Annotated in this window: 11 protein-coding genes and 1 tRNA gene; 8 read left to right on the top strand and 4 right to left on the bottom strand. The window is 39.5% G+C overall.

What is annotated here, in order from left to right; all coding sequences use genetic code 11:
- Positions 1–48: 48 nt before the first annotated feature.
- The 4 genes from Q8N22_02320 (at position 49) to Q8N22_02305 (ending at position 2,245) form a co-directional block, all read left to right on the top strand.
- Positions 49–119, top strand: a tRNA-Gly gene (locus Q8N22_02320).
- 35 nt (positions 120–154) lie between these two features.
- A complete protein-coding gene (locus Q8N22_02315; GenBank protein ID MDP3052771.1) occupies positions 155–706 on the top strand; it encodes a sigma-70 family RNA polymerase sigma factor in 552 nt (183 codons plus the stop codon).
- Positions 672–1,259 carry a hypothetical protein gene (locus Q8N22_02310; GenBank protein MDP3052770.1) on the top strand — a complete coding sequence of 196 codons (588 nt, stop codon included), beginning with the start codon at positions 672–674 and terminating at the stop codon, positions 1,257–1,259. Before Q8N22_02315 ends, Q8N22_02310 begins: the two co-directional genes overlap by 35 nt.
- Positions 1,256–2,245 carry a hypothetical protein gene (locus tag Q8N22_02305; protein MDP3052769.1) on the top strand — a complete coding sequence of 330 codons (990 nt, stop codon included), beginning with the start codon at positions 1,256–1,258 and terminating at the stop codon, positions 2,243–2,245. The genes Q8N22_02310 and Q8N22_02305 overlap by 4 nt, the downstream gene beginning before the upstream one ends.
- A 109-nt stretch (positions 2,246–2,354) precedes the next feature.
- Here the strand turns inward: Q8N22_02305 and Q8N22_02300 are convergent, their stop codons facing one another.
- Both Q8N22_02300 and rny read right to left on the bottom strand, forming a co-directional pair.
- On the bottom strand, positions 2,355–2,630 hold the full coding sequence (locus tag Q8N22_02300; GenBank protein MDP3052768.1) for an HU family DNA-binding protein: 276 nt from the start codon (positions 2,628–2,630) through the stop codon (positions 2,355–2,357).
- A 485-nt stretch (positions 2,631–3,115) separates the two neighbouring features.
- Positions 3,116–4,639 (bottom strand): ribonuclease Y, encoded by a 1,524-nt coding sequence (rny, locus tag Q8N22_02295; protein MDP3052767.1) that lies wholly within the window; start codon positions 4,637–4,639, stop codon positions 3,116–3,118.
- An 83-nt stretch (positions 4,640–4,722) separates the two neighbouring features.
- On the opposite strand from rny, the gene Q8N22_02290 reads away from it, so the two are divergent.
- A complete protein-coding gene (locus Q8N22_02290) occupies positions 4,723–5,973 on the top strand; it encodes a cyanophycin synthetase (protein MDP3052766.1) in 1,251 nt (416 codons plus the stop codon).
- A gap of 86 nt (positions 5,974–6,059) precedes the next feature.
- On the opposite strand, the gene Q8N22_02285 is transcribed toward Q8N22_02290, so the two are convergent.
- Positions 6,060–7,328 (bottom strand): endonuclease Q family protein, encoded by a 1,269-nt coding sequence (locus tag Q8N22_02285; GenBank protein MDP3052765.1) that lies wholly within the window; start codon positions 7,326–7,328, stop codon positions 6,060–6,062.
- 152 nt (positions 7,329–7,480) lie between these two features.
- On the opposite strand from Q8N22_02285, the gene Q8N22_02280 reads away from it, so the two are divergent.
- Together Q8N22_02280 and Q8N22_02275 are read left to right on the top strand one after the other, a co-directional pair.
- A complete protein-coding gene (locus Q8N22_02280; GenBank protein ID MDP3052764.1) occupies positions 7,481–8,668 on the top strand; it encodes a hypothetical protein in 1,188 nt (395 codons plus the stop codon).
- A gap of 196 nt (positions 8,669–8,864) precedes the next feature.
- A complete protein-coding gene (locus tag Q8N22_02275; GenBank protein MDP3052763.1) occupies positions 8,865–9,788 on the top strand; it encodes a phosphotransferase in 924 nt (307 codons plus the stop codon).
- Positions 9,789–9,807: 19 nt separating this feature from the next.
- Here the strand turns inward: Q8N22_02275 and Q8N22_02270 are convergent, their stop codons facing one another.
- Positions 9,808–10,236, bottom strand: a complete 429-nt coding sequence (locus Q8N22_02270; GenBank protein ID MDP3052762.1) for a hypothetical protein — start codon at positions 10,234–10,236, stop codon at positions 9,808–9,810.
- A 97-nt stretch (positions 10,237–10,333) separates the two neighbouring features.
- Between Q8N22_02270 and Q8N22_02265 the strand changes: the two genes are divergently transcribed.
- Positions 10,334–12,442: a DNA translocase FtsK gene (locus Q8N22_02265; protein MDP3052761.1), complete on the top strand. Its 2,109-nt coding sequence runs from the start codon at positions 10,334–10,336 to the stop codon at positions 12,440–12,442.
- Positions 12,443–12,491 lie beyond the last annotated feature (49 nt).

Here is a 12,491-nt window from a genome sequence, read left to right as displayed (position 1 = left end):
AAGAGGGAAAAAATCCCGCACTACAATAAAGATAATAAGATTATACTTGCGGGTATCGTATAGTGGCAATACCTCAGCTTTCCAAGCTGATGCCGGGGGTTCGATTCCCCCTACCCGCTCCGGTAACTTATCCCCAGCTCTATCGTTTTAACCTATGAAAGAAGAAGAATTAATCAAAAAGGCCCAAACCCGAGATCCGGAAGCTTTTGGTTTGCTTTATGACCAATACTTGCCGGCTATTTATCGGTTTATTCTATTAAAAATCGGGGATAAAGTCACGACCGAAGACCTGGCCCATCAAGTTTTCCTGAGCGCCTGGCAAAATATTGAAAAATATAAAATCCAGGGTTTCCCTTTCTCAAGCTGGCTTTACCGGATCGCCCATAACGCCGTAATTGATTATTACCGGACCGATAAAAAGAATCTTAATCTGGAGAGTATTGCAGAAACCGCGGCTGTTAATAATTTAGAAGAAAAAATAGATCAGGAATTTGAATTGAACATTATAAAGGCTGCCCTTAAGGAACTTCCGGAAGAACAGCAATCAATTATCATCATGAGATTTGTGGAAGATATGACTAACGAAGAAATCGCCGTAGCTCTTGGAAAAAATGAAGGAGCGATTAGGACTGCCCAACACCGATCTCTTGAAAACATTAGAAAAATCGTCAATGAAAAATATAATAGAAAAATTAAAGAAGTTTAAAAAAATTCTGCCAGACGCGGAATACAGCCAGCGCTCCAAACTGGTTATTTTGGCTACGTCCTTTTCCTCAGATGAACCCGGGGCGAGGTTCAAATTCTTAGAAAATATCATTGAGAGCCTAAAAAAATTCAGGCAAATACAACCGGACCCCGGATACAGCCGAATTTCAAAAGCGGCTATTTTGGCCGCTCCGGTTGTTTATCGAAAACTTCCATTGTTTAATAGACAGCTGGTTTTTACCGTGGCCGGACTGCTTTTGGTCCTGATTTCCGGCAATCTGATGCATAATTCAAATTTGAAACCCACGGCTCCCAATCTTAACGCTCAAGCCCTGGAAACCGAATTTAAAAATTTAAATATTGACATTCAACTGGCTAAAATTGATTATTCGCAGAAAACCAGTGAAACGGTTTCGCTGGCTCTTAAAGAGATAACATCAAAACAAACCAGCCACCTTAATCCGATTATTTTGGAGTCAGAACAAACTCAATTAAACAGCGATACCTCAAATAATAAAGATATAGATAATCTTTTAGACCAAATTTTATTATGAAGAAAATCCTGCAAACGCTAAGCGTTGCCAAAAGGACGCTAAGCGTCCTGACATATTTTATCCTGGTTTCCGCCGCTAGTTTAATAACGGTAAATTTCGCTTCCGCCAATCTCCAACAATCTTTTGACACCATCAAAGAAAGCGTTCAGGGAGTTAAGGACAGCACAACAAATTTAATAACCACCAAAGATTCAAATGCCTTAAGTCCCGAAGAAAAAGCGCAGCAGGAATTGAACCAGCGATTGGATATTTTCGCAAAAATTTTAGACCTTTCAATCAAGGAAGCCGAAGACACTATCAGCCAACTCAAGGCCTTGAATAATCTGGAAGAAAGAGCCATTTCTTTGAGAGAACAATTCCTCGGAGAATTTGAAGGATTCCTCAAGTTTTATAATGAACAAAAAGATATTTTGGGAAAACCCGAAGAAATCAATCTGGCAAAAATAAAAGAAATGGCTCAATCTTTCAAGGATTGGCGGGAGACGAATTATAATTCCGAATTAGCCGCCGCCACCGCTTTTCTTTTGATAAACCGGCAAAAAGCCACCTTAGAAATGGCAGGAAACAGATTCGCTAAAATATCTTCAGATGTGAAAAAACTTAAAAAAGCCAACCTTGAAGGCGTTGACGGATTAGAAAAACTATTAAACTTGGCCGCCGATTCCCTCAAAGAAGCCAAGGATTTTTATCAAAAAGCTAAAGACGGATTTTGGCTGATTGAAGAAAAACTTTCCGTCGCCAGCTCAACGCTCACCGGCGCTTCAACTCCGATTACCACTTCTTCCACCGAAAAAATAATTGTTCCGGAAATATCCGTTTCAATTGAGAATACCAGCTCGACTAACAGCACTTCCACCCCCTCAATTTCAATTGAGGACCAATTTTTGTCAATCAAAGGTCTGGTAGGAAATTCTTTAAGTAAAATTAAAGAAACTTATCAGATTTTTATTGAAATGAGTAATCTTGTCAAAAAGTTGCTCATTTGAGGACGCTCAGCGTCCTTTGATAATAAGTAGCTTTGTGAGGAAGCTACTCAAACAAAACTAAAAACCCTTCCGACATTATATCGGAGGGGTTTTTAGTTATTTCACGGATTTATTTAACCGCTTCTTTAAAAACTTTTCCAGCTTTGAATTTTGGTTTAATTGAGGCGGCAATTTGAATTTTTTCGCCAGTTTTAGGATTGACTCCCATTCGAGCCGCTCTTTTGACTACGCGAAAAGCGCCAAATCCCGTGATAGCCACCTCTTCCCCTTTGGCTAAAGTTTTAACAATAGTATCAAAAAGAGCATCAACCACCTCTTGGGATTGTTTTTTGGTCTCAAGGCCGGCCGCGCTCATTACTGCTTCTACTAATCCGTCTTTTTTCATAATAGAATTTATTCGCTTTTTAGTAATGCTTATCGACCTTTGGCCTTAAAAGCATAGCATAATACTAGAAAAACACAAGTTTGCAAAGTTTTAGTAAGGTCTCCTTGGATTCCAGCAAACCAAACTTGCCTTCGAAAACCAGAATATTCCGACTCCAGCGGTCGGAATTTCTTTTCCCTCGGCGCTGAAATTCGCCTGCGGCGAAACCAAGCTTTCAGCGCCTGCGGGATATTTTCTCAGACAAGTTTGGTTTGCTGTTATTTTTTCCACAAAATCTTTTCTTAGCCAGCCTGTTGAAGTGAAGCCATAAATTACTGAGCGAGGACGAAAGAAGTAGAAAAATATCGCTGTTTGAATCCCGAATCCGCCAGTTGGCGGATGAGGTTGAGTTCGATATTTTTCGTTGACTTCTAAGGACGAGCGAGGATAATTTATCTGAACGGAAATGGCTGGCGGAAAAGGTTTTGGGAAAAATCGCCCGAATCCTATCTGGCGTACTCCACCGCCCTGATTTCTCTGATAACATTAATCTTAATCTCGCCGGGATATTGCAATTCTGATTGAATCTTGGTGGCGATGTCTTTCGCCAAACGCAAAGCTCCGAAGTCGTCAATTTTTTCCGGAACCACGAAAACCCTGACTTCCCGGCCGCCGGAAACCGCGTAAGCCATTTTCACGCCTTCAAAACCTAAAACTAATTTTTCCAATTCTTCAAGACGCCGCAGATAATTTTCCAGAGTGTCGCGCCGGGCGCCCGGACGCGCGGTAGAAAGAACATCGGCCGCGGCCACGATGTAAGATTCAGATGTTGCGAAAGGATAATCCTCATGATGAGATTCCATCGCCTTGATTACATCCTCGCTGATGCCGTATTTTTTCAAAATTTTCCTGCCTAATTCCACGTGACTGCCTTCAACTTCGTGGTCAATGGCCTTGCCGATGTCATGAAGCAGGGCTCCTTTCTTCGCTACTTCTACGTTAACGCCCAGTTCCGAAGCCATCATTCCGGACAAATAAGTCATTTCAATGGAATGAAGCAAGACATTCTGGCCGTAACTGGTGCGATAATTAAGTTTTCCCAAAAGGAAAATAATTTCTTTGGGCAAATCAAGAATGCCAACCTCATAAGCCGCGGCTTCTCCGATTTCTTTGATGCGCTGGTCAAGCTCCTGTTTGGCTTCTTCAACTTTTTCTTCAATTTTCACCGGCTGAATGCGGCCGTCGCGAATCAATTTCTCTAAAGCCATTTTGGCGATTTCACGCCGCAATGGATCAAAAGAAGAGATGGTGATGCTTTCGGGAGTTTCGTCAATAATCACTTCAACTCCGGTTAAACGCTCCAAAGCCCTGATATTTCTGCCTTCCCGGCCGATAATTTTACCCTTAAGTTCTTCATTGGGGATAGTTACCGTGCTGGTTGTCAGGTCAGCCACATGAGAACGGCTATAACGCTGGAGCGCCGTCGTGATTACCTCCAGGGACTTCTTTTCAACTACATCCCTTTTTTCTTTTTCAAATTTCTGTAGCACAGAAACCAATTCATCGTGATGAAAATTTTCCAAATTTTTAAGAAGTTGCTCGCGGGCTTCCTGATGGCTGAGCCCGGAAATTTTTTCCAATTTTCCAACGGCGTCTTTTTCCAGTTCTTCAATCTTGGTTTTCGCGACCTTCAATTCCTCCAATCCTATTCCCAGATTTTTTTCCCGGCCGTCAACATCCAAGCCTCGTTGGTCTAAAAGGTCTTCTTTTTTTAGTAATCTTTCTTCAACTCGGTCAAGTTGAACCTTGTGATTTTTGTCTTCCTGCTGGGCTTCTTCTAAGAGATTTATCGCCCTATCTTTGGCGGCTGAAATTATTTCTTCAGCCTGAGATTTGGCGGTTTTGACCTGCTCCCGGAGTTTGACTTCGGTTGAATCCAGCTGGCGAAGCGCGAAGAATTGCCTGATAAGATAACCCAAAATCAACCCCACCACTACCAAACCTCCCGCTAACAAAGGGGTTAGAGTCATAAATATGATTGTTAATTAAAAAATTCATTAATAAAAAATAAAAAGTTTCGACTTTTAAAAATTATAAAGTAGAATAAAGAGAAATGCAAACAAAAGGCGAAAAAATCCATATAATCGGAGTCAAAGGAATCGGGATTTCGGCTTTAGCGCAGTTTTTTGCGAAAGCCGGAGCTAAAATAACCGGCTCAGACAGCAAGGAAAAATTTCCGGCTGACGCCGCTCTCAAACGGCTGAAAATACCGATAAATTCATTTTCTCCCAAAAATATCAATCCAAGCCTTGATTTGGTCGTTTATTCTTCGGCTTATAATCAAAATCATCCCGAAATCAAAAAAGCCGTTAAACTGGGAATTCCTTTAAAAAACTACGGCCAGACCTTGGCGGAAATTTTTAATCAAGGAGAAAATAAAATTTTAATCGCCGGCTCTCACGGCAAAACCACGACCACGGCTTTAGCAGGGTATCTTTTAAGCGCTTCCGGCTTCAAACCAACTATTTTTCTGGGCGGCGTAAGTAATAATTGGCAAAGCAATTTTAAAAAAGGAGAAAATAAATGGCTGGTTGCCGAGGGCGATGAATACCAGAAAAAATTTCTTTTCTTGAAACCCGATTATCTTTTAATTACCAATATTGACTTTGACCATCCGGATTCTTTCAAAAATAGAAAGGAATACCGGCTGGCTTTTGAACAATTAAAAAAACAAACCGCGAAAAAAGTTTTGGCCGGTCAAAAAATTTCTCCGGCCTTCAAAAAATTCTTGACGAAAATTGATTTTCCTTTATTGGGAGATAAAAACAAAGAAAACGCTTTCTTGGTTTATCGGCTGGCCAAAGAATTGAAAATCCCTGACCGTAAAATCAAAACCGCTTTTGAAACTTTCAAAGGAGTAAAACGCCGGCTGGAATTTTATATCAAAAAACAAAAAATAATAATTGTTGATGATTACGCCCATCATCCAGAAGAAATCAAGGCTACTTTAGCCGCGCTTAAAGAAAAATATCCTGATTACAAACTTTTAGCGATTTTCCAGCCTCACACTTTTTCGCGCACCAAAATTCTGCTTAAAGAATTCGGCCGATGTTTCCAAAAAGCCGATTTTGTTTATCTTTTGCCCACTTTTGCTTCGGCCCGCGAACAAAAACCGAAAAAAAATATAGATGGGCTTCTTTTGAAAGAAGTAAGAAAACACCATACCCAGGCCAAATCCACGCCTTTTGAAACCAAATTTTTTGCTAATGAGGTAAGGAAATTAAAGAAAATTAACTCAAAATTGATTATCCTAACCTTGGGCGCGGGTGATGTTTATAAAATAGCGGAAAAAATAGCAAACTGACCGGAAATTCTGGCAGGCCTCAAAAAAAAAGATTTTAACTACGAACAATAATTTAAAAAGCCCCGATTAAATCGGGGCTTTTATTTTTAGCCAAACAAATTTTTTTGAGCCAAAGGCGGTTTATTTTTTTCTCCCTCGGAAAAAATTTTGACAGTGCCGTATTCGCCGTCATAGCCGGGCAAAACAAATAATTCTTTTTTTCTGACTTTCATAATTCCTTCAACGATTTTCGGCAAAGTTATTTTTGACAGCTCGGCTTCGGCTAAATCCAAAAGGATTTTAAATTCATTGCCGCCTTTGAAAACCAAATTTTCATATTCTTCCACCACTAATTTTGTCGCTTTGCCACGACCCAAAGATTCGGCAATAATTTCCCGCAAAGGCACCAAACTTTTGAAAGGAATCGGGTTTTTGGGCTTAAAATTTTCTTCGCGATCCGCCAATTCCTCCACCCGCGACATTACGCCGATAGTTAATCGTTTGCCGCAAACAGGGCAGAGGCCGTGGCATTTTTTGGTTTCTTTAGGAGACAATCTCACCTGGCAAAGCCGATGGCCGTCGTAATGATATTTTCCTTCTTCGGGAAAAAATTCAATGGTGTATAAAAATTTTTCTTTGTCTTTCTCTTTGAGAATTCTTTTAATTTCGTCAAAAGAAAGTTTTTCCGGCTTGATTTCAAAAACGCAGGCCTCGCGGCCGAGATTAGGCAAGCTGTGAGCGTCTGAATTGGAAATCAAAGTGTATTTATCCAATTGAGACAAACGCCAGTTCATGGCCGGGTCGCTGGAAAGGCCAGTCTCTAAGGCGAAAATTTCACCGGACATTTCCTCAAAACATTCTTCAACCGAATTAAAACCGGACATTGAACCAAAAATGGAGAACCAGGGCGTCCAGGCATGGCAAGGTATTAAAAAACATTTCGGGTCAACCTCTAAAATAATTTTCAAAAGTTCTTTGGGGTCAAGGCCCAAAATCGGCCGGCCGTCAGATTTAATATTGCCTATAAAGCCGAGCTGAGTATTTATTTTTTTAACCGCTTCCAAATTCGGCGCAAAAATCAGATTATGAACGCGCCGTCCTTTATTATATTTGGTATAAATACTGGAAATCTCGGAAGTTAAAATAAATCGAGTGGCGTCCGCCGATTTGTTGGATTTTAAAGCAAAAAGTCCCGGCTCGCGTTCCTCAAGTTTTTTTTGAATTTCTTTAAACCAGGCGGGATGAGTAAAGTCGCCCGTGCCTAAAATAGTGATGCCTTTTTTCTGCGCCCAGATATCCAAATTTTCCAAAGTCATTTCCTTGGAAACCGCCCGCGAGTAAGGAGAATGAATGTGAAAATCGGCAATATAGCGCATAAGAATACTGTTATTATACTCAAATTTTCTTGTTTTGGCTATATTTTGGGTGTTTTAGCCACAAAATTTGACAAAACAATTAATTTGTTAGATACTAAAAAATAGGTATATAAGTATTTGATTGAACATTAAAAATTAAAAAGGAGATTGTTATGTCTATTATATGGCGGAATATAGGAAGTCATACTCATTTTTTGAATTGCAAAAACGGACAGATTGTTTCAATTAAAGCAGACGATATCAAAGCGAAAAGGATTGCAAATAAGCCGGATGATTATGAATTTGACAGCGACACCAAAAACTTTTTCAAAAATATAAGCGGCCAATATAATTCTAGGTTGTGCCGAAAAAATTTGATTAAGCTTGGTCTTGCGTTTGATTTCCCGACAACGGTAAACATTGAATTAAGCCGAAGATGCTCATTAAGATGTATCCATTGCTACGTTGGGAATAAAAATTTGTGTTCTTCTGAACTGGGCTTTCTTGAGCGGATGAACGAATCTGGTATCGGCGATTTTTTTGACGAACTTAAAGCTTTGGGAGTTTTTCTTATTGTTATAAGTGGCGGCGAGCCGTTTATTAGCAAAAGTCTTCGGAGTCTATTGCAAATAGCGACAGAAAAAGGGTTTTTGGTAGAAATATTTAGTAATTTGCAATACTTGCCTGGATGGTTTCTATCTAATGAATGCGGAAATTTTAGAATAGGCAGAATACAGACATCAGTTTATTCTTCTGTTCCAAAAATTCATGATGATATAACAAAAAGTTCGGGGTCGCTAAAGCGTACTCTCGGGAATCTTCATTCACTGGTAAAAATGGGATATTTTGTTGAAGTGGCAACACCTCTAATGAAAAGAAATTTTGACTCGTGGGAAAGTACTAAACTTTTCTTTGAGGAAAATAAAATTGCTCAAAATTTTTCTTGGCCGATAACCAATGAATATTATGGTCAGGCAAAAAAGAGCCAATTAAATATTTCCAGTGAGAACCTAAGAGATTTTGTAATGAAGAATCCGGGTTTTATTTCGGAGACACAAAATTCTAATCGCAATGAGCATGTTTGTGAAGCTGGAAAAGCCATATTTGCAATATCGGGAAATGGCGATGTTTTTCCGTGTGGTCAGTTGCCTTTGCCAGTTGGGAATATTTTTTTGAAAAATAAAATCAAAGAAATTGTTTACGGGAAAAGCATGCTAAAAATCGGGTCGTTAAAATGGAAAGATATTCCGGCAAAAAAAGTTTTTAATTTTTGTCCGGGTATCAATTATACCGATACGGGGAATATGTTAATACAACCAAAGTATATGCTGAATGCGATAATGCATTTTTGCAAAAAATGAAAGGAGGCAAAAAATGAAAAAGTCAGTGAAAAAATCGGTAAAAACGGTTTGGTCATCGACTAAGGCATCTTCCCATGGAGGATGTCGTTCGCGTAATATCTCAAAGTAGTAATTACGCTAACAGCAAATCGGGAAAGTGGCTCATTCACTTTCCCGATTTTTTATTTAGTAAGCAGAATGTTATTATTTAAAAATAATGATTTCTCTGATAATTGAAAAAATTAAAAAAGAATATAATCTCAAAAATCCTGTTTTTTTGAAAAAACTTGAGACACGAGGAAAACGGAGCGCTTTTTTAATCGGAAACGACAAAAATAAATATGTTATTAAAGCTGTTCCAAATAACAAAGAATTGATTGAGAGATTGGAATTTGTATCTAAAATTAAGAAACAAGGCGTTAATCTTCCTGCTATTATTAGCACGAAATCAAACAAAAAATATTTTTTGCAATCAGGTGATATCTTATTTTTGTCAAAATTTATTAATCAAAAAGAAAATCGTCCATCGCGATATTTTTTTTCGGAGCTTGGTCGCATTGTCGGCGAATTACACAAAATTAAAATTGGAAACAGTAAAATTCCTGAAGTAGATGTTAAAGGAAAAATTAAAAGACTGAGAGCAACCTTTTCGAAAAAGAAGATAGAAATCAAAATCAGAAAAGAAATAATCTCTTTTTGTGATTCATTTCCGCCCATATTTGGCGCAACAACCGGCTTAGTCCATGGCGATATTAGTTATTTCAATGTTTTAGGCAGAAAAAAACTTTTTTTAATTGACCTTGATGATATATCGTGGGGCCCGATTGTTTATGATCTTGGGATAATGATTGCTTTTATGTTCAATATTATTCCTTTTGATTTTCCTAAACTTGGAATGAAAATGGAAAAAATATCAAAACCTTTTTTTTTAAAAAGCGAATTTGAGCTTTTTTTGAAAAACTATTCTCAAAAAATTAAATTGTCAAAAAAAGACATAGAAATTTTACCCCAAATGGCTATGTTGGCCTGCGCGGAAAATATTTATTTCGACGATAGGATATTCAAGTGGAATTATAAAAGATTTAAAAAAATTGAGGAAGAAAAAGATTTGATAAAAGCTTTATCTCAAAAATATCTATAAAAAATCAATCTCGGGAATCTTAGAATTTAAATAATTTTTTTACTTCCAAGCCGCTGATCGGCAAAGCGTTTTTATCGACAATTTTCAAGCCGTTATAATTTTTCGGGTTATGGGAAGCGGTAATCATTATTCCGCCGCCGGCTTTTAATTTTTTCACCAAAAAATAAAACATCGGCGTGGTGGCCAAACCCACTTCAATAGTTTTGAGTTTTGTCTCCCTTCGGGAGATATCCCGTAGGGATAAATTTTTATTTTTGAATCCCGTTATAACCGCTTTGTATAAAACAGGGGAACTCAAACGGGCATCATGGGCGACTACGATTTTTCCTTCCGGAAAAAAATCAGCCAATTTACCAACGATTTCCGAAATTACTCTTTCATTAATCTCGGACGGATATTTTCCCCTGATATCATTGGCCTTGAAGATGTTAGGATTAATTTTAATCATTTGTTATTAGTCCCTATTCCCTAGTTACTGATTACTTGTTACTAGTCGCTATTATTATCTGTTGTCATCTTGTTAATTCTAAATTAGAATTAAATTAATGGCAAAAGAAAAAAGAGCAAAGATGAAAGAAATGAATTCTTCGCTTCATCCCGAAGCCAAAAAAAGCGTTTTCGCGATAATCTTCATCGGCCTGGCGGCAATTCTGCTTTTGGCCAGTTTCAGACAAGCCGGCCCGGCCGGCAATTTTCTTTACCGCGCCTTGGATTATCTTCTGGGCTGGGGATATTATCTTCTGCCCATGATTTTATTATTGACCGCTTTGGCCATTCTCACTGCAAGGCAAAAAAAAATAGTCGGTAACACTTTAGTGGGCGCTGTTTTGTTTGTGCTTTCCGGTTTGGGCATAATTGATTTATTGGCGAGCGACGGCGGAGGTTTTATAGGAAAATTTGTCGGCGCCTTGGAAATTCCTTTCGGAAAAACCGCCAGTTTGGTTATCACTGCAACTTTATTAATTGCTTCAATAATCATCACTTTTAACGTTCCTTTAAGAATTCCGCGGCGAGTTAAGGAAAAAGACATAGAAGAAGAACCCGAGGAACCGGATATGAAAGAACCGGCTGAGGAAACCCATGTCGCTATAGCAAAAACTTCGGAAATTCCTTTATCTAGACAAGAAAAGAAAGAAAGAAAAGAAGAGAAAGAAGAAGCTGAGGAAATTATCATCCCTAAAAAACCTTTGGTTTTTAAAAATTATGTGGCGCCGCCGTTGGATTTGTTAAAATCTTTCAGCGAAAAACCCAGCATCGGCGACCTGCGGGCCAACGCCAATATCATTAAAAGAACTTTAGAGGGATTCGGTATTCCGGTGGAAATGGGTGAAATCACCGTCGGGCCGGCGGTAACCCGTTATACCTTAAAACCGGCTGAAGGCGTCAAACTTTCAAGAATCACCGGCTTAAACCAGGACCTGTCTTTAGCCTTGGCCAGCCACCCCATAAGAATTGAAGCCCCGATACCGGGCAAATCATTGGTCGGCGTTGAAGTCCCGAACAAAGCCGCGGCCTTAGTGAGATTGGGCAGTTTAATAGCTTCGCCGGAATTCCAAAATTCCGGGCCTTTAGGTTTTGTTTTGGGAAGAGATATTGACGGCAAACCGATTTTCTCCAATATTGATAAAATGCCTCATTTGCTTATCGCCGGCGCGACCGGTAGCGGCAAATCGGTAATCATTCATTCGCTTCTAATTTCCCTGCTTTATAAAAATTCTCCTTCCACCCTTAAACTTATTTTAATTGACCCAAAAAGAGTGGAACTTTCAAATTATGACGGCATTCCCCACCTTATCGCTCCGGTCATCACCGAAAGCAAATTAGCCATCAATGTTTTCCGCTGGGCCATAGAGGAGATGGATCGGCGCTATAAAATTCTTTTGGAAGCCGGCAACCGCGACATTCAAGGATATAATGCCAAAGCCTCGCTCAGCGGGGCCAAAGCCGAAGAACCGCTGCCTTATATTTTAATCGTAATAGATGAACTGGCAGATTTGATGGCGACCTATGGCCGGGAAGTGGAAGGGTTAATCATCCGCCTGGCGCAAATGGCCCGCGCCACGGGTTTACACCTGGTTGTTTCCACTCAAAGGCCGTCGGTTGAAGTGGTCACCGGCCTCATCAAAGCCAACATCACCTGCCGTATCGCCTTACAGGTGGCAAGCCAGATAGATTCACGAACGATTCTTGATACCGCCGGCGCGGAAAAACTTCTGGGCCGAGGCGATTTGCTTTTTGTATCCTCGGAATTTTCCAAGCCGAAAAGAATCCAAAGCTGTTATGTCACTGAAGAAGAAATAAAAAAAGTCATCAACTTTATCAAAACCAATAATAAACCGGAGGCAAGCGATTCGGAAAAAGAATTGGAATTACCGGACAATGACCAGAATAATAACGAATCGCCTTTTTCTATTTTTAATAGGTCCGATGAAGACGACGATGATGAACTTTTTGACGAAGCCCTGGAAGTGGTCAAAGCGGCTCAAAAAGCGTCGGCTTCACTACTCCAGCGCCGCTTGAAAGTCGGTTATGCCCGGGCGGCCCGGCTCTTGGATATTATGGAGAATAGAGGGTTGATCGGTCCGGGCGAAGGCGCAAAACCGAGAGAGGTTTATTTTGATAAAGTGGACAGCGACGACAGCAACCCGTTATAATAAATGTAAAATTCAAAATCAACAATTACTGTAATTACGTAATTACAGT

This window comes from bacterium (assembly GCA_030693325.1).
In the GTDB taxonomy this organism is placed as follows: Bacteria; Patescibacteriota; Minisyncoccia; order UBA6257; family MFKM01; genus MFKM01.
This window is presented reverse-complemented; position numbering and strand designations above follow the sequence as displayed.

Bases quoted from the DNA above. Each gene is read 5' to 3' on its own strand.
- Q8N22_02280 (MDP3052764.1), top strand. From the start codon at position 7,481: ATGTCTATTATATGGCGGAATATAGGAAGTCATACTCATTTTTTGAAT.
- Q8N22_02275 (MDP3052763.1), top strand. From the start codon at position 8,865: ATGATTTCTCTGATAATTGAAAAAATTAAAAAAGAATATAATCTCAAA.
- Q8N22_02270 (MDP3052762.1), bottom strand. From the start codon at position 10,236: ATGATTAAAATTAATCCTAACATCTTCAAGGCCAATGATATCAGGGGA.
- Q8N22_02300 (MDP3052768.1), bottom strand. From the start codon at position 2,630: ATGAAAAAAGACGGATTAGTAGAAGCAGTAATGAGCGCGGCCGGCCTT.
- Q8N22_02285 (MDP3052765.1), bottom strand. From the start codon at position 7,328: ATGCGCTATATTGCCGATTTTCACATTCATTCTCCTTACTCGCGGGCG.
- rny (MDP3052767.1), bottom strand. From the start codon at position 4,639: ATGACTCTAACCCCTTTGTTAGCGGGAGGTTTGGTAGTGGTGGGGTTG.
- Q8N22_02265 (MDP3052761.1), top strand. From the start codon at position 10,334: ATGGCAAAAGAAAAAAGAGCAAAGATGAAAGAAATGAATTCTTCGCTT.
- Q8N22_02290 (MDP3052766.1), top strand. From the start codon at position 4,723: ATGCAAACAAAAGGCGAAAAAATCCATATAATCGGAGTCAAAGGAATC.
- Q8N22_02315 (MDP3052771.1), top strand. From the start codon at position 155: ATGAAAGAAGAAGAATTAATCAAAAAGGCCCAAACCCGAGATCCGGAA.
- Q8N22_02305 (MDP3052769.1), top strand. From the start codon at position 1,256: ATGAAGAAAATCCTGCAAACGCTAAGCGTTGCCAAAAGGACGCTAAGC.
- Q8N22_02310 (MDP3052770.1), top strand. From the start codon at position 672: ATGAAAAATATAATAGAAAAATTAAAGAAGTTTAAAAAAATTCTGCCA.